Raw genomic sequence first — 17,876 nt, 5'->3', positions numbered from 1 at the left:
ACATGGACCGAGTCTAGATTTTGTTGCCTGAACCGAAGATGAATGCCCCGGCAAGAGACAGGACTTCGTCGGCTGGCATAACAAAAAACCCGCAAAGCCTTAAGCCGTGCGGGTTATGGTACTGCGTGATGCTGGTTGTTGTTCGTATCTGGTAGGTGCTGACGGGCTCGAACCGCCGACATCCGCCTTGTAAGGGCGGCGCTCTACCAACTGAGCTAAGCACCCGTAGCCGGAGACTCGAGGAAGCCGGGAACTTTAAACTATCCTTCCCCGCTTTGCCAGTGCAATTTTGCCTTGGCCGACCGGATGCAGCCAGTCCCGTGCAGCGGCGACGCAGCTTGAAAATCAAGCTGCGTCACGTCTTCCGGGGATATGAAACCGAAGCGTTCAGTGCGCTCTGGCACCGCTCTTGCCAGCCACGCCTTCAGCCGGCTCCGCTACCGCCGCCGTCTCCTGCGCGAGTTCGGCTTCGGTCAGCGGTTGCGGCTGTCGCTCGAGCGCATGTTCGAGCACCTGGTCGATCCACCGTACCGGGATCAGCTCGAGGGTATTCTTGATGTTCTCCGGAATCTCGGCCAGGTCCTTGACGTTTTCCTCAGGGATCAGCGCCACCCGGATGCCCCCGCGAACCGCTGCGAGCAACTTTTCCTTCAAGCCCCCGATCGGCAGGACTTCACCCCGCAGCGTGATCTCCCCGGTCATCGCGACGTCGCAGCGCACCGGAATCCCGGTCAGCACCGACACCAGTGCGGTGCAGATCGCGGTGCCAGCGGAAGGTCCGTCCTTCGGAATTGCGCCTTCCGGCAAATGGATGTGAATGTCGCTCTTCTGGTAGAAGTCCTCATGAACACCGAGCGAGCGAGCCCGCCTGCGCACCACCGACAACGCGGCCTGGATCGACTCCTGCATCACTTCGCCGAGCTTGCCGGTAGTCACGACCTTGCCCTTGCCGGGCAACACCACCGCCTCGACGGTCAGCAATTCGCCACCCACTTCCGTCCACGCCAGGCCGGTCACCTGCCCGACCTGGTTTTCCTTTTCCGCCATGCCGAAGGAGTAACGACGCACGCCGAGATACTTGTCGAGATTGCGGGCATTGACGATGATCTTGCTCGCGCGCTTGCGCAACACCAGCGATTTCACGACTTTGCGGCATATCTTGGAGATTTCGCGCTCCAGGCTGCGCACCCCTGCCTCGCGCGTGTAATACCTGCACACGTCGCGCAACGCCTCTTCCGTCACGGACAGCTCGTCGCGCTTGAGGCCGTTGTTCTTCATCTGCTTCGGCAGCAGGTAACGCCGCGCGATATTGACCTTTTCGTCCTCGGTATAGCCGGACAGGCGAATCACCTCCATCCGGTCGAGCAGCGCCGGTGGAATGTTCAACGTGTTAGCAGTCGCGACGAACATCACGTCGGAGAGATCGAAATCCACCTCGATGTAATGATCCTGGAACGTGTGGTTCTGCTCCGGATCGAGCACTTCGAGCAGTGCCGAACTCGGGTCGCCACGGAAGTCCTGACCGAGCTTGTCGACTTCGTCGAGCAGGAACAGCGGGTTCTTGACGCCGACCTTCTGCATGTTCTGCAGGATCTTGCCCGGCATCGAACCGATGTAGGTACGGCGATGGCCTCGGATCTCAGCCTCGTCGCGCACGCCGCCGAGCGCCATGCGCACGAACTTGCGGTTCGTCGCTTTCGCGATCGACTGCCCGAGCGACGTCTTGCCGACGCCGGGAGCGCCGACGAGGCACAGGATCGGCGCCTTCACCTTGTCGACGCGCTGCTGGACTGCAAGGTACTCGAGGATGCGTTCCTTGACCCGCTCCAAACCGTAGTGATCCTTGTCGAGTACCTTTTCGGCTTCTGCCAGGTCGCGACTGACGCGCGACTTCTTCTTCCACGGCAACCCGATCAGCGTTTCGATGTAGTTACGCACTACCGTCGCTTCGGCGGACATCGGCGACATCAGGCGCAGTTTCTTGAACTCCGCCTGCGCTTTCGCGAGGGCGTCCTTCGGCATGCCGGCTGACTTGATCTTGCGGTCCATCTCCTCGAGATCGGCACCTTCCTCGCCTTCGCCGAGTTCCTTCTGGATGGCCTTGACCTGCTCGTTGAGATAGTACTCGCGCTGGCTCTTCTCCATCTGGCGCTTGACGCGGCCGCGGATGCGCTTTTCGACCTGCAGGATATCCAGTTCGGTTTCGAGCTGCGTCAGCAGCCGCTCGAGCCGTTCGCCAGCGCCGAACATTTCCAGCACTTCCTGCTTCTGCTCGAGCTTGAGCGGCAGATGCGCTGCGATCGTATCCGCTAGCCGGCCCGGATCCTCGATGCCGGTGAGCGACGCGAGGATCTCGGGCGGGATCTTCTTGTTGAGTTTCACGTACTGGTCGAACTGCGCGACGATCGCCCTGCGCATCGCCTCGAGTTCATTGGTGTCGGTTTCGGGAACCGGGACCGGCGTGACTTTCGCGACGAAGACACTGCGCTGGTCTTCGACCGAGTCGACACGGCCGCGCTGCACGCCTTCCACGAGCACCTTGATCGTGCCGTCCGGAAGCTTGAGCATCTGCAGGATGTTTGCGATGCAGCCGATTTCGTACAGGTCTTCGGCCGACGGTTCGTCCTTGGCAGCCGACTTCTGCGCTACTAGCAGGATGCCCTTGCCCGCCTCCATCGCGTTCTCGAGAGCCTTGATCGACTTCGGACGCCCGACGAAAAGCGGGATCACCATATGGGGAAACACCACCACGTCGCGCAACGGCAGAAGCGGCAGTTCCATTTGTTCGTTGGGGAGCTCGAGCGGGCCTGACATGATTGTTGTTACCTCGATGGGACGTGTCGAGCCCACATGGGGACCCGACCGGGAAAAATCAAGCGGCGCGCTACCGATTCGTCCGGGCTAGTTCGAGCCCGAAACCTTCGGCTGCTCGGCATACATCAGAAGAGGCTGAGCGCCCTCTTCGATGGTGCCTTCATCCACCACCACCTTTTCCACCCCTTCCAGCGTGGGCAGGTCATACATGATATCGAGCAAAGCGGACTCGAGAATCGAGCGCAAACCACGTGCCCCGGTCTTGCGCCGGATCGCCTTACGAGCGACCGCATGAAGCGCTGCGGGACGAATCTCGAGGTCGACGCCTTCCATCGAAAAAAGCTTCTGGTACTGCTTGACGAGCGCGTTTTTCGGCTCCACCAGAATCTGGATCAGCGCTTCTTCGTCAAGTTCCTGCAATGTGGCGACAACCGGCAACCGACCCACGAATTCCGGGATCAGACCGAACTTGATGAGATCCTCCGGTTCGACCTGACGGAACGACTCCGAGACGTTCTTTCCCTCGCGACTCTTGATCTCGGCGCCGAAACCGATGCCGATCTTTTCGGTCCGGTTGCGGATCACTTTTTCAAGGCCGTCGAACGCGCCGCCGCAAATGAACAGAATGTTCGTCGTGTCGATCTGGATGAAATCCTGGTTGGGATGCTTGCGCCCGCCCTGCGGCGGAATCGACGCGACCGTGCCTTCGATCAGCTTCAGCAGCGCCTGCTGCACACCTTCGCCGGAAACGTCTCGTGTGATCGACGGATTGTCCGACTTGCGCGAAATCTTGTCGATTTCGTCGATATAGACGATGCCGTGCTGCGCCTTGTCGACGTCGTAGTCGCATTTCTGCAGCAACTTCTGGATGATGTTCTCGACGTCCTCGCCGACGTAGCCGGCTTCGGTGAGCGTCGTCGCATCGGCCATGACGAAAGGCACATTGAGCAGGCGCGCAAGAGTCTGCGCAAGCAGCGTCTTGCCCGAACCGGTCGGACCGATCAGCAGGATGTTGCTCTTCGACAGCTCGACCTCTTCCTTGCGGCCGGAGAGGTGGCGCAGACGCTTGTAATGGTTGTAGACGGCGACCGACAGGTTGCGCTTGGCCTGGGTCTGCCCGATCACATACTGGTTAAGGATCTCGCAGATTTCCTGCGGGGTAGGCAACGTCGTGCGAGTCCCTTCCGCGTCGACGGTTTCGGCAATCTCGTCGCGGATGATGTCGTTGCACAGTTCGATGCACTCGTCGCAGATAAAGACCGACGGCCCCGCAATGAGTTTGCGAACCTCATGCTGGCTCTTCCCGCAAAACGAGCAGTACAGCAGCTTTTCGCCACCCGCCTTTTTATCCGTCATGGTCTTCCTCTCTTATATCAACTGTCGGCGCGATTGGTCAGCACCTTGTCGACGATACCGTACTCCACGGCATCGGCAGCCGACATGAACCGGTCCCGGTCGGTGTCCTTCTCGATCTGCTCGATCGGCTGGCCGGTGTGCTTGGCCAACATCTCGTTCAGTTTCGCGCGGATGCCGAGAATCTCGCGGGCGTGGATTTCGATATCGGAAGCCTGCCCCTGGAACCCGCCGAGCGGTTGATGGATCATCACGCGTGAATTGGGCAGGCAGAAGCGCTTGCCTTTTTCGCCCGCCGCGAGCAGGAACGAACCCATGCTCGCCGCCTGGCCAATGCACAAGGTGCTCACGCTCGGCTTGATGAACTGCATAGTGTCGTAGATCGCCATCCCCGACGACACCGAACCGCCCGGCGAATTGATGTAGAAGTAAACATCCTTGTCCGGGTTTTCGGATTCGAGGAACAGCAGCTGCGCCACGATCAGGTTCGCGGTCACGTCGTTGACCGGACCGACCAGAAAGATCACCCGTTCCTTCAGCAGACGCGAGTAGATGTCGTAGGCGCGTTCGCCCCGACCGCTTTGTTCGACCACCATCGGGACCAGTCCGAGGCCGACCGGATCCCAGTTGCTGCTTCCCTGTGGCGCTGCACTGTTCATCGCTTTGCCCCTTGCGGCATCAGGCCGCGTTACCCATCAATTCGTCGAAAGTCACCGTCTTGTCTTCAGTTTGAGTCTGGGACAGCACCCATGCAACAACGTTGTCCTCGATCACGACCGCTTCGGCCTGACCCAGACGTTCCGGTTGAGCGTAGTACCAGCGCACCAGTTCCGCCGGATCCTCGTAACTTTGCGCCATCTCGTCGATCATCGCGCGGACCTGCTCCGGTTTTGCGTACAGTTCCTTCGCGTTCACTAGCTCTGCCATGATGAGACCGAGCTTGACGCGACGAACAGCCTGATCGGCAAACCACGCGGGCTCCACCGGGATGTCCTTGGTGTTCATGCCGCGCATCTCGAGATCGCGCTTCGCGTTCTCGGCGAGTTGCCTCGACTCCGCCTCGACCAGCGCTTTCGGCACCTCAATCGGATTCGCCACCAGCAGCGCCTCCATCACCTGTTCCTTGACCTTGCCCTGGATGCGACGTTTCACTTCGCGCTCCAGGTTCGCCCGGACTTCGTCACGCAGCTTCGTCACGTCACCGTCGGCCACTCCGAGCGCGCGGGCCAGATCCGCATCTACGGCGGGCAGGACCGGCGCTTCGACGCCTTTCACCGTGATCTCGAACTCCACTTTCTGCCCGGCAAGATCCTTTGCGTGATAGTCCTCCGGGAACGTCATTTCAAAAGTCTTCGTTTCCCCGGCTTTGAGACCCAGCACGGCACTCTCGAAATCCTTGAGCATCGAACCGGCGCCGATCACGAACGGGAAATCCTGCGCCTTTCCGCCCTCGAACAGCTCCCCCTCCTTGCGCCCCGCGAAGTCGATCACTACCCGATCGCCCTCCTGAGCGGGCCGATCCACCGCCTCGAACGTTGTGCGCTGCTTGCGCAGCACTTCGATCGTCTTGTCGACTTCGGCGTCGCCCACCGTCAGCACCGGCCGCTCCACCTTCTGTCCCGACAGGTCGCCCAGCGGCACCTGAGGATAGACTTCGAACACTGCGCTGAATTCCAGTGCTCCCTCAGCTGCCGCCTCGCGGGGCTCGATCCGCGGGTAGCCTGCGACGCGCAAATTCTGTTCCCGGACCTTGTCGCCGAAAGCTTTTTCTACCGCCGCGCCGATGGCCTCGGAACGAGCCTGAGAGCCGTAGGTTTGCGCGACGATCTTCATCGGGACCTTGCCCGGCCGGAAACCCGGCATCTTCACGGTGCGGGCCATCCGCTTCAACCGGGAATCGACTTCCTTGTCGATCTCGGCCATGGGCACGGACATGTCGATGCGGCGCTCGAGCGCGCCCTGCGTTTCCTGGTTGGTCTGCATTAAGTGATCCCTGACGAGTCAAAGTTTGCCCTGAAAATCGACTCCCGACCAGCAAGCGGCGCGATGCCGATCAAGGTGAGTTCAACGGGCAGATTAGGAGTAAAAATTCAATTCTAACACAGCCTCCGGAGCTTCCTTCCAGCCGGCTTTCGGCGGCAAAATGCCACGAGGAATCTTTCCCGGCACGGTGCACATTGCATGGAACTTGCTGCGTCCAGGTGCCTCTCACGGGTGACGGCAGGGGCTGGAGACGCGCCGGGCCGAGGGTGCCGGGTCGTTCGCCAAACGTCGAAGAGCGTGTTTGCCGCTCTGTGTTTCAACTGATTCGATCATGAAGGGAGATATCCAGATGACCATCTTCAATGCCTACCAGGCGCGATTCGAGGCAGCCCGCGAAGAAGAGATGTCGATCCAGGAGTATCTCGAGCTGTGCAAGTCGGACCGCTCGGCATATGCCACCTCCGCGGAACGGATGCTGATGGCCATCGGGGAACCCGAACTGGTGGATACCCGCGTCGACCCGCGACTGTCACGCATCTTTTCCAACAAGATGCTCAAGCTGTATCCGGCCTTCCGTGACTTTTATGGCATGGAAGAGGTCATCGAGCATATCGTTTCCTACTTTCGCCACGCGGCGCAGGGTCTGGAAGAGAAGAAACAGATCCTTTACCTGCTCGGCCCGGTCGGCGGCGGCAAGTCCTCGCTTGCCGAAAAGCTGAAGTCGCTGATCGAAAAAGTGCCGTTCTATGCGATCAAGGGATCGCCGGTGCACGAGTCGCCGCTCGGCTTGTTCGACGTGAACGAGGACGGCCGCCTGCTCGAAGACGACTTTGGCATCCCGAGCCGCTACGTCAACACGATCATGAGTCCGTGGGCAGTGAAGCGCCTGCACGAGTTCGGCGGCGACATCACTCGTTTCCGCGTCGTTAAGCTGCGCCCGTCAGTCCTGAAACAGATCGCGGTCGCGAAGACCGAACCCGGCGACGAGAACAATCAGGACATTTCTTCACTGGTCGGAAAAATCGACATTCGCAAGCTCGAGGAATATTCGCAGGACGACCCCGACGCATACAGCTATTCGGGTGGCCTGTGCCTTGCCAACCGCGGCCTGCTCGAATTCGTCGAGATGTTCAAGGCGCCGATCAAGGTACTGCATCCGCTCTTGACCGCGACGCAGGAAGGCAACTACAAGGGCACCGAAGGCTTCGGGGCGATCCCGTTCGACGGCATCGTGATGGCGCACTCGAATGAATCGGAGTGGGTCGCGTTCAAGAACAACCGCAACAACGAAGCGTTCCTCGACCGCATCTACACGGTGAAAGTGCCTTACTGCCTGCGGGTGTCGGACGAGATACACATCTACGAGAAACTGCTTACCGAGAGTTCGCTCGCGGCAGCTCCGTGCGCGCCCGACACGCTGCGGATGATGGCGCAGTTCGCGGCGCTGTCGCGGCTCAAGGAGCCCGAGAACTCGAGCATCTATTCGAAGATGCGGGTGTACGATGGCGAGAACCTCAAGGACACCGACCCGAAGGCGAAGAGCTACCAGGAATACCGCGACTACGCCGGTGTGGACGAGGGAATGACGGGTCTGTCGACGCGGTTCGCGTTCAAGGCGCTGTCGAAGGTGTTCAACTTCGACCACCGTGAAGTCGCGGCGAACCCCGTGCACCTGATGTATGTACTTGAACAGCAGATCGAACAGGAGCAGTACCCGCCCGAAGTCGAGGCCCGTTACATGGGCTTCATCAAGGAGTTTCTCGCCCCGCGCTACGCCGAGTTCATCGGCAAGGAGATCCAGACCGCTTACCTCGAGAGCTATTCGGAATACGGCCAGAACATCTTCGACCGCTACGTGACCTACGCCGACTTCTGGATCCAGGACCAGGAATTCCGCGATCCCAATACCGGCGAGATCCTCGACCGTTCGGCGCTCAACGACGAACTCGAAAAAATCGAGAAGCCGGCGGGCATCAGCAACCCGAAGGATTTCCGCAACGAGGTGGTCAACTTCGTGCTGCGCGCGCGGGCCAAGAACGATGGCAAGAATCCGAGCTGGACGAGCTACGAGAAGCTGCGCGCCGTTATCGAGAAGAAGATGTTCTCGAATACCGAGGAACTGCTGCCGGTGATCAGCTTCAACGCGAAGGCGAGCGGCGACGAGCAGAAGAAGCACCAGGATTTCGTCAACCGGATGATCGAAAAAGGCTATACCGAGAAGCAGGTTCGCCTGCTGTGCGAGTGGTATCTGCGGGTCCGCAAGTCGTCGTAAGCGACGTCCCGCCCGCCGCATGGTGGCGGGCGGAGTCCAACACGGGAGGAACCCATGACCCGCATCATCGATCGACGGTTTGACAGCAAGAAGAAAAGCGCGGTCAATCGCCAGCGCTTCATGCGTCGCTTCAAGCAGCAGATTCGCCGCGCGGTCAGCGATGCGATCCAGGATCGTTCGATCCGCGACCTGGACAACGGCGAACAGATATCGATCCCGTCGAAGGATCTGAGCGAACCGCAATTCCAGCACGGCCGCGGCGGAGTGTGGGAGCAGGTCTTTTCGGGCAACGACCAGTTCTCGAGCGGCGACCTGATCAACCGCCCGCCAGCCGGCGGCGGAGGTCGCGGCCAGGGCAAGGCCAGCAACGAGGGCGAAGGCGAGGACGATTTCGTCTTCCACCTGTCGCGCGAGGAATTCCTCGACATTTTTTTCGACGACCTTGCATTGCCGAACCTGATCCGCACCCAGTTGGCCAAGATCACCGACTACAAGACCCAGCGGGCCGGTTTCACCGCCGACGGTACGCCGGCGAACATCAACATCATCCGCTCGATGCGCGGGGCGCTCGGGCGCAGGCTGGCGCTCGGTTCCCCGTTCACGGTGCGACTGCGGGAGCTGCAGAAAGAACTCGACGAAGTCATCGAGACCTGCGGGGAAGACAGCTCGGAAGCGATCGCGCTGCGGGAGGAAATCGCCCGGGTGCGGGCGAAGATCGAGGCGATCCCGTTCATCGACAGCTTCGACCTGCGCTACAACAACCGCATCAAGGTGCCGAAGCCGACCACGCAAGCGGTGATGTTCTGCGTGATGGACGTCTCCGGCTCGATGGACGAAGAGAAGAAGGCCACTGCAAAGCGCTTCTTCATGCTGCTCTACCTGTTCCTGAATCGCACTTACGAGCACATCGAGGTGGTGTTCATCCGGCACCACACGATCGCGAAGGAAGTCGACGAGGATGAGTTCTTTCACTCGCGCGAGTCGGGCGGCACGGTCGTGTCGAGCGCGCTCAAGCTGATGCACGAAGTCATCATGTCACGGTACGCGCGCGGCAACTGGAACATCTATGGGGCCCAGGCTTCGGACGGGGACAACTGGGACAACGATTCCCCGATCTGCCGCGACCTGCTCGATGCCCAGATCCTGCCCTACTGCCAGTACTTCGCATACATCGAGATCACCCCCGGCGAACCCCAGAACCTCTGGCGCGAATACGAGAAGCTGATGGGGGCTCACAAGAACTTCGCCATGCAGAGAATCGAAGCGCCGGCCGACATCTATCCGGTATTCCGTGAACTGTTCAAGAAGACGCTCGTATGAAACGTGCCGCCGTGAAAAAGCTCCAGCAGCTACCCGCGACCTCGGAATGGACGTTCGAGGCGATCGACGCATATCACACCGAAATTGCACGGGTTGCCGGCGAATTCGGCATCGATGTATATCCACCGCAGATCGAACTGATCACCGCCGAGCAGATGATGGACGCCTATGCGTCCGTGGGCATGCCGGTGAACTACCACCACTGGTCATTCGGCAAGCACTTCCTGACGACGGAAAAAGGTTATCGGCGCGGCCAGATGGGGCTCGCGTACGAAATCGTCATCAACTCCAACCCCTGCATCGCGTACCTGATGGAGGAGAACACCCTGACGATGCAGGCGCTGGTGATCGCCCACGCGGCTTACGGTCACAACAGCTTCTTCAAGGGCAATTACCTCTTCCGCACCTGGACCAACGCCGACGCGATTGTCGATTATCTGATCTTCGCGCGGCATTACATCGCCGAGTGCGAGGAGCGCCACGGCGAGGAAGAAGTCGAGTTGCTGCTCGACTCGTGTCATGCGCTGATGAATCTGGGGGTGGACCGCTACAAGCGCCCGCCGAAGCTCTCGCTGGCGAAGGAGAAACTGCGCCAAAGCGAACGCACCGAATATCTGCAGAGCCAGGTGAACGAATTGTGGCGGACGTTGCCGCTCCATGACGCCAAGCCGGGCCGGGCGTTGCGCCCCCGCTTCCCGCCCGAACCGGAGGAAAACCTGCTGTATTTCGTTGAAAAGCATGCGCCGCTCCTCGAACCCTGGCAGCGCGAGATCGTGCGCATCGTGCGCAAAATCGCGCAGTACTTCTTCCCTCAACGCCAGACTCAGGTGATGAACGAAGGCTGGGCGTGCTTCTGGCACTACACGCTCCTCAACCGGCTCTACGACGAGGGGTTGCTGGCAGACAGCTTCATGCTCGAATTCCTCCAGTCGCACACCAACGTCGTGTATCAGCCCGCCTACAACGAGCGCTGGTACAACGGCATCAATCCCTACGCGCTCGGTTTCATGATGTGGCAGGACATTCGCCGCATCTGTGAATCGCCGACCGAGGAGGATCGAGCCTGGTTTCCGGACATCGCTGGCAGCGACTGGCACGAGACCTTCGATTTCGCGATGAAGAACTTCAAGGACGAGAGCTTCGTCGCCCAGTACCTGTCACCGAAGGTGATTCGGGATCTGCGGCTGTTCGCGATTCTCGACGACGAGCACGAGTCCAAGCTCAAGGTGTCTGCGATACACGACGACCGCGGTTACCGTCGCGTGCGCGAAATCCTGTCTGACCAGTACAACCTCGGCAGCCGCGAGCCGAACATCCAGGTCTGGAACGTGGATCTGCGGGGCGACCGCTCGTTGACGTTGCGCCATCAGGAATACCGGCGGCGCCCCCTTGGCGGCACCATCGACGAAGTCATGAAGCACATGGCACGGCTGTGGGGATTCACCGTACGCCTCGAGACGCAGCACGAGGACGGTACTGTCGAACTCGTGCAGGAGACGAGGATCGAGAAGCGCCGCGGGCATCCGGACAACTGACGGACACCGCCGACAGGGGGGGGCATTGCGAGGAGCACAGGACGCGGCAGGCGGGGCCTGCCGACCCTTTCCGATCTCGCAGGAATCACCCGTTACGCATCATCGACAAATCGCCGGGCGGTAGAATCGGGACTTTCCCTCGTCATCCGGAGACCCCATGTTCCAGCCGCCCAGTCCGATCTATCCGGTCGCCGGCATCCGCACCATCGAAGCACGTGTCGCACCGCTCGCCCAGCCGTCGCTGATGGAGCGGGCAGGCCGCGCCGCGGCGGAAGAAGCCGTGCGCCTGACGCAGGACCGTGCAGGACAGGTGCTTATCGTGTGCGGGCCGGGTAACAACGGCGGCGACGGGCTGGTCATGGCCCGCCGGCTCCTGCAGGCCGGGCGTGCGGTGACGGTAGCATTCGCCGAAGATCCGCGCACTCTGCCGCCGGACGCCAAGGCGGCCTTCACCGCGTGGCGCGCGGCCGGCGGTGAAACGGTTTCGGACTTTCCCGGCGCGCCTGCGAACGGTTGGGCTCTCGTCGTCGACGCGCTGTTCGGTATCGGCCTGCGCCGGCCGGTCGAAGGCCGCTACGCCCGCTGGATCGACACAATGAACGCGCAGCAGGCGCCGCGGCTCGCGATCGACATCCCGAGCGGCCTCGACGCCGACACCGGCGCAATCCTCGGGACGGTGTTCCAGGCAACCGCGACGCTGACTTTCATCGCACTCAAACCCGGGTTGCTCACGCTCGACGGGCCGGACTGCGCCGGCACGGTGCACGTCCATCGGCTCGACATCGACCCCGCTGCCTGGGTTTCGCCGCCGGGATTCGAGATCCGCCCTGCGATGATGCGGGAGTTCCTGCAGCCGCGACGACAAAACACCCACAAAGGCAGCTACGGCGACGTCGGCATCATCGGCGGCGCACCGGGGATGACCGGCGCAGCGCTGCTCGCGGGCCGCGCGGCGCTGAAACTCGGAAGCGGCCGGGTGTATGTCGGGCTCGTCGACGATCACGCGCTCCCCGTCGACAACACCCAGCCCGAACTGATGCTGAAGCGGCCGGAACAGGTTCTCGAACAGGCCAGCGTCCTCGCACTCGGGCCCGGCCTAGGTACCAGCGCAGCCGCGCTGGCGCTGCTCGAGCGTGCGGTCCGCTCCGATCGCCCCCTGCTGCTCGACGCCGACGCGCTCAACCTGCTGGCCGAGACGCCACACTTGAAAGCGCAGGTCGCCGCGCGCGAAGCTCCAACCGTGCTTACCCCCCACCCCGGCGAAGCCGGTCGCCTCCTCGGCATCGGCACCGCTGTCGTGCAAGCTGACCGCGTTGCCTCGGCGCTCGAACTGTCGACGCGCTTTCGCGCCGACGTCGTGATCAAGGGAGGCGGCAGCGTCCTTGCGACGACGACAGGACAATGGTTCATCAACACCACCGGCCATCCCGGCATGGCGAGCGCGGGCATGGGAGACGTGCTGACCGGCCTGATCGCCAGCCTGCTCGCCCAGGGCTGGCCCGCCCGTTCGGCGCTGCTTGCGGCGGTGCATCTGCATGGTGCGGCTGCCGACCGCCTTGCCCGCGAAGGGATCGGCCCGATCGGCCTGACCGCGAGCGAAGTCGCCGAAGCCGCGCGTGGCGTATTCAACGGCTGGATCGTGAAGGCTGCCCGGGGGCGCTGAAAGTCTCAACGGACCTGATGCGATGTCGGAAGCGCGCCCGGTGCGCTGCTAGAATCGGCGCTCGTCCCGACATTCGCCTTTCATGCCGCAAATCAGCGTCGATCGCCTCCAGCCCGGAATATTCGTCTCGCTCGCCGGACACGGATGGATGAAACACCCGTTCCTGCTGAACCGGTTCTGCCTTTCGAGCGAACGGCAGATCCAGGCTATGCGCGAAATGGGGATCGTCTCGGTCGAGTGGGACCCTGCACGCAGTACCGTCGAACCGCTCCCCGAATGCCCTGCCGGAAACGCCAGCGGACCGGAGCCGGATTTCGGCCGGGCAGCGCTCGCCGGCATGCAAGACGAAAAACGCATGCGCCTCGAGCGGGTGCGACAGCAGCGCGAAGGCCTGGCGCGCCGGGAACGGCAGTTCGAGCAGCAGGCCATCGCGGCGGGCGACATTTTCCGCTCCCTGCTCGCCCGCCCACAGGACGCCCACCGCCACGCTTGCGCCCTAGTCGGCGGGATCGTCGAAAAACTGGTCGGCACCGAGAACATGGTCATCCATCTCGTCAGCCAGAAGAGCCGCGAAGGCGGTCTCGCCTTTCACGCGCTGAACGTGATGGGCCTTTCGCTGATGCTGGGCAAGACGCTGCAGCTGCCCGACGAGGAAATGAGGCAGCTCGGTCTCGGTGGGCTCCTTCACGATGTGGGCAAGCAGGACGTCCCGTCGCGCATTCTGCGCAGCAGTCGGCGCACTGCTCCGGAAGAGGAGTTCTACCGCGCCCACGTCGGCTACGGCATCAAGGCGGTCAGCGGGCTGCGCGAGTTGCCCGTGCCGGTCAAGAACATCATCGCCTGTCATCACGAGCATTGCGACGGCAGCGGATTTCCAAATCACCTCGTGGCGGAAAGGATTCCCCGTCTCGCCCGCATTGCAGCGATCGCTAATCGCTACGACAACCTGTGCAATCCGTTCGACCTGCGCGAAGCGAAAGCGCCGGCCGAAGCGCTGCGGCAGATGTTCCGCAACGAGGCCGCCCGCCATGACCAGCAGATGATGCAACTGTTCATCAAGACACTCGGAGTTTACCCACCGGGAACTTTCGTTGCCTTGTCGAACGGCAGCGTCGGCATGGTCGTCGAAACCAACGCCGCCGACCTGCTCCACCCACTGGTGATGCTGTACGACCCGGACATTCCGCGCTCCGAGGCACTGCTGATCGACCTGCGCGACGCCGAGCTGACCATCGAATCGGCATTGAGCGCCGCAAAGCTTCCGGTCGAAACCGTCGAATACCTCGCCCCGCGCGGTCGTCTCGACTACCTTGTCGAAGGCAGCAGGAATTAGGAAACCGGCGGGCGAAAATACTGCGCCGGCGTGCTTCGATCCGGGACTTCCGCGTGTCTGCCTCCACAATAATCGAGTCCCCGCCCCATGCCCGACACTCACCCCCATGCGCTGCGCAGCATCATGCTGCTTCTCGGCGCGCTGTTCCTGTTCGTGCTCCTCGACGCCACCGCCAAACGCCTCGCCGCGACCTACCCGGTCCCGATGCTGGTGTGGTCGCGCTATGCGCTGCACTTCCTGCTGATGGTGGTGTTCCTGGCGCCGTCGATGCGGCTGAAGCTCATCACGACGAAGCGGCCGGGACGGCAGATCGTTCGCGCCACCTGCCTGCTCGCCGTGACGTTCTTCAATATCACGGCGCTGCAGGTGATGCCGCTGGCCGAGACGACCGCGATCGTCTTTGCCGCGCCGCTGATGGTCACCCTGATGGCGGGACCGCTGCTCGGCGAACGCATCGGCCCGCTGCGCTGGGTGGCCGTCGTGACCGGTTTCGTCGGCGTCCTGCTGATTGCCCGGCCCGGCGGCGCGCTGGTGGCCGAAGGCGTGGCCCTCGCCCTCGGCGCGGCCGTGAGCTACGCGGCCTACCAGATTCTCACCCGCCAGCTTTCCCCAACCGAAACCCCGGTCAACATGCTGTTCTACACGGCGCTGGTCGGCACTGCCGCCACGAGCCTAGCGCTGCCGTGGTTGTGGGAGGGCCCGATGCCCGGACCGCTCGATGCGCTGCTGATCGCATCGCTCGGCATCTACGGCGGCTGCGGCCATTTCCTGCTGATCCGCGCGTTCCGCGACGCCCCGGCTTCGATGCTGTCACCGATCCTGTACGTGCAGCTGCTGTGGGCGACCCTTATCGGCTGGTTCGGCTTCGGCCAGTTGCCGGATGGTTGGGGACTGGTCGGCATCCTTACGATCGGCGGCGCAGGTGTGCTGATTGCTATCGATGGCCGACGTACCGCGCAGCGTCGGCAGGAGGCGCTTGCCACGGCACCCGAACCCGCGCCGGCACAAACGAGATTCGCGCCATCGAAGGGACGGAACCGCTAGAATCCCCGCTCCACTTCGGAGGCCGACGCCAATGAATCTGTCACAACAGCTACGCATCGAAATCCAGCGCAACGTCGCCGCCTCGCTGGCGGAAGATGTCGGCACGGGCGACCTCACCGCGCGTCTGATCCCGTGGGAAACCGACGCACGCGGTCGCGTCATCACGCGCGAAGCGGCGGTCCTGTGCGGCACCGCGTGGTTCGACGCCGCGTTCGAGGTGATGAGCCCGGCTGCCGCGGTCGTCTGGCATGTCCGCGACGGTGACCGGATCGAACCGGGCCAGGTGCTGTGCGAAGTCGTCGCAAGCGCCCGCGTGCTGCTCACCGCCGAGCGCACCGCGTTGAATTTTCTGCAGTTGCTTTCAGCGACCGCGACGACGACCCGACGTTTCGTCGACGCGATCGCCGGCACCCGGGCGAAGATCGTCGACACCCGCAAGACCTTGCCCGGGCTGCGCCTGGCGCAGAAATACGCGGTGACGGTGGGCGGCGGTGTGAACCACCGCGTCGGACTCTACGACGGCATCCTGGTCAAGGAAAACCACATCATCGCCGCCGGCAGCATCGCGCGCGTCATCGAGCAGGCCCAGGCGATCGCGCCGTCGAACGTGTTCATCGAGATCGAAGTCGAGACGCTCGAGGAGCTTCATGAAGCGCTCGACGCGGGCGCGAAGATGATCCTGCTCGACAACATGAGCCTCGAGACGATGCGCGAAGCCGTGCGCATCGCCGACGGGCGCGCCGAGCTCGAAGCATCGGGCGGAGTGAATCTGGAAAAAGTGCGCGCGATCGCCGAAACGGGCGTGGACCGTATTTCGATCGGCAGTCTGACGAAGGACGTCCGGGCGATCGACCTGTCGCTGCGCCATGTCGAGGAATGAGGCCCGCTGCTTCACTTTATTAAGGCGGCAATCAAATACAACCGTTCGCCCTGAGCCTGTCGAAGGGCATTGGCAGGGCTTCGACAGGCTCAGCCCGAACGGTATTTGCCTGCCGGGTTAATAGACAGGACCGCAGCAGCCGCCCTCCGCACGGGCAGCCGCCAGAGGCCGCGATGGACGCCCGCTCACGGCCTCGCTCTGCCGGAGCTACACGCGCTCGGCGATGAAGCGCTTGACCGCCTCGACGTCGGGCGCCATGAGTTCGACGCGCTGCGGCAGTTTCTCGATGCCTTCGAGCTCGGCCGGACGCTCCGGCTCGCGCCCGAGCGCTTCGCGGATCGTTTCGGCGAACTTCGCCGGCAACGCGGTTTCGAGCACCAGCAACGGCACGCCCTCCGGCACGCTGCTGGTAAGGTCCCAGGCGACCTTGACGCCGTCGGCGGTGTGCGTGTCGATCATCGTGCCGTATTGCTCGAACACCTTGCGGATCGTCGCGACACGCCCCGCATGCGAGCTGCAGCCGGACACGAACGCGAAATCGCCGATGCGGGCGAAATCGGCGGATGTCGACAGGTCGAAGGCGCCGCCGGCATCGACCGCTTTCCAGAGTTCGGCGACGCGCTTCGGGTCGCGCCCGACGAGGTCGAACACGAAGCGCTCGAAGTTCGACGCCTTGGAAATGTCCATCGACGGGCTCGACGTGACGTGCGTTTCGGCAGCCTTGCGCGGACGATAGACGCCGGTGCGGAAAAACTCGTCGAGCACGTCGTTTTCGTTCGTCGCGAGGATCAGCCGCGCGATCGGCAGGCCCATCTGGCGGGCGATGTGACCGGCGCAGATGTTGCCGAAATTGCCTGACGGCACGCAGAAGGCGACCTGTTCGTCGTTCGACCGCGTCGCGGCGAAATAGCCTTTGAAGTAATAGACGATCTGCGCCGCAACGCGCGCCCAGTTGATCGAATTGACCGCGCCGATCTTGTACTTCGCCTTGAACGCCGCATCGTTCGAAACCGTTTTCACGATGTCCTGCGCGTCGTCGAACATGCCGGTGACGGCGATGTTGTGGATGTTCTCGTCCTGCAGGGAATACATCTGCGCGCGCTGGAAAGCGCTCATCTTGCCGTGTGGCGACAGCATGAAGACGCGCACGGCGTGCTTGCCGCGCATCGCGTATTCGGCCGCCGAACCGGTATCGCCGGAAGTCGCGCCGAGGATGTTGATGGTCTCGCCGCGGCGCTCGAGGACGTACTCGAACAGGTTGCCGAGCAGCTGCATCGCCATGTCCTTGAACGCGAGCGTCGGGCCGTTCGACAGTTCCAGCAGACCGAGCTTGCCGGCTTCGAGCCAATGCACCGGCGTGATCTCGGCGGCATCGTCGCCCGCACGCGCAAAGCGATAAACGTCCGCAGTGTAGGTCCGGTCGCAGATCGCCTTCAGGTCGGCGGCGGGAATGTCGGTGACGAACTTCGACAGGATCGCGAACGCGAGATCCGCATACGGCAGCGAGCGCCATGCGTCGAGCTCGGCGCGCGAGATCTGCGGATAGCTCTCGGGAAGATACAGCCCGCCATCCGGCGCAAGACCGCCGAGCAGAATGTCGCAGAACTCGGGTCGCGCGGCGTGGCCGCGCGTGGAGAGATACTTCACGGTGGGAGTCCTTCAGATCAGCAGGTTCAAAT

Annotated in this window: 12 protein-coding genes and 1 tRNA gene; 7 read left to right on the top strand and 6 right to left on the bottom strand. The window is 62.5% G+C overall.

Features of this window, described 5'->3' with window-relative positions:
* Window positions 1-149: 149 nt before the first annotated feature.
* The 5 genes from GO608_RS08835 to tig all read right to left on the bottom strand — a co-directional run bounded on the left by GO608_RS08835 (window position 150) and on the right by tig (window position 6,150).
* A tRNA-Val gene (locus tag GO608_RS08835) sits at window positions 150-225 on the bottom strand.
* A 162-nt stretch (window positions 226-387) separates the two neighbouring features.
* The gene (gene lon / locus GO608_RS08830) at window positions 388-2,814 is read right to left on the bottom strand and encodes an endopeptidase La (RefSeq protein WP_169197342.1); all 2,427 of its coding nucleotides are present in this window, start codon (window positions 2,812-2,814) and stop codon (window positions 388-390) included.
* Between the two features lie 87 nt (window positions 2,815-2,901).
* Window positions 2,902-4,170 carry an ATP-dependent Clp protease ATP-binding subunit ClpX gene (gene clpX, locus GO608_RS08825; RefSeq protein ID WP_011238635.1) on the bottom strand — a complete coding sequence of 423 codons (1,269 nt, stop codon included), beginning with the start codon at window positions 4,168-4,170 and terminating at the stop codon, window positions 2,902-2,904.
* Window positions 4,171-4,187: 17 nt separating this feature from the next.
* Window positions 4,188-4,826: an ATP-dependent Clp endopeptidase proteolytic subunit ClpP gene (gene clpP / locus GO608_RS08820; protein ID WP_053422230.1), complete on the bottom strand. Its 639-nt coding sequence runs from the start codon at window positions 4,824-4,826 to the stop codon at window positions 4,188-4,190.
* Between the two features lie 19 nt (window positions 4,827-4,845).
* The gene (gene tig, locus GO608_RS08815; RefSeq protein ID WP_169197343.1) at window positions 4,846-6,150 is read right to left on the bottom strand and encodes a trigger factor; all 1,305 of its coding nucleotides are present in this window, start codon (window positions 6,148-6,150) and stop codon (window positions 4,846-4,848) included.
* A 349-nt stretch (window positions 6,151-6,499) separates the two neighbouring features.
* Here tig and GO608_RS08810 point away from each other — a divergent pair, with 349 nt between their 5' ends.
* The 7 genes from GO608_RS08810 (at window position 6,500) to nadC (ending at window position 16,197) form a co-directional block, all read left to right on the top strand.
* Window positions 6,500-8,422, top strand: a complete 1,923-nt coding sequence (locus tag GO608_RS08810; protein WP_169197344.1) for a PrkA family serine protein kinase — start codon at window positions 6,500-6,502, stop codon at window positions 8,420-8,422.
* 54 nt (window positions 8,423-8,476) lie between these two features.
* The gene (locus GO608_RS08805) at window positions 8,477-9,742 is read left to right on the top strand and encodes a YeaH/YhbH family protein (protein WP_169197345.1); all 1,266 of its coding nucleotides are present in this window, start codon (window positions 8,477-8,479) and stop codon (window positions 9,740-9,742) included.
* A complete protein-coding gene (locus tag GO608_RS08800) occupies window positions 9,739-11,277 on the top strand; it encodes a SpoVR family protein (protein ID WP_169197346.1) in 1,539 nt (512 codons plus the stop codon). Before GO608_RS08805 ends, GO608_RS08800 begins: the two co-directional genes overlap by 4 nt.
* Window positions 11,278-11,434: 157 nt before the next feature.
* A complete protein-coding gene (locus tag GO608_RS08795; protein WP_169197347.1) occupies window positions 11,435-12,940 on the top strand; it encodes an NAD(P)H-hydrate dehydratase in 1,506 nt (501 codons plus the stop codon).
* Between the two features lie 82 nt (window positions 12,941-13,022).
* Window positions 13,023-14,273, top strand: coding sequence for a cyclic di-GMP phosphodiesterase (locus GO608_RS08790; RefSeq protein WP_169197348.1), 1,251 nt, complete (start codon window positions 13,023-13,025; stop codon window positions 14,271-14,273).
* Window positions 14,274-14,360: 87 nt separating this feature from the next.
* A complete protein-coding gene (locus GO608_RS08785) occupies window positions 14,361-15,317 on the top strand; it encodes a DMT family transporter (RefSeq protein ID WP_169197349.1) in 957 nt (318 codons plus the stop codon).
* A 31-nt stretch (window positions 15,318-15,348) separates the two neighbouring features.
* The gene (gene nadC / locus GO608_RS08780) at window positions 15,349-16,197 is read left to right on the top strand and encodes a carboxylating nicotinate-nucleotide diphosphorylase (protein ID WP_169197350.1); all 849 of its coding nucleotides are present in this window, start codon (window positions 15,349-15,351) and stop codon (window positions 16,195-16,197) included.
* A 207-nt stretch (window positions 16,198-16,404) separates the two neighbouring features.
* Here the strand turns inward: nadC and thrC are convergent, their stop codons facing one another.
* Window positions 16,405-17,844, bottom strand: a complete 1,440-nt coding sequence (gene thrC, locus GO608_RS08775) for a threonine synthase (protein WP_169197351.1) — start codon at window positions 17,842-17,844, stop codon at window positions 16,405-16,407.
* Window positions 17,845-17,876: the final 32 nt, after the last annotated feature.

The organism is Aromatoleum buckelii, from assembly GCF_012910785.2.
Lineage (GTDB): Bacteria > Pseudomonadota > Gammaproteobacteria > Burkholderiales > Rhodocyclaceae > Aromatoleum > Aromatoleum buckelii.
This window is presented reverse-complemented; position numbering and strand designations above follow the sequence as displayed.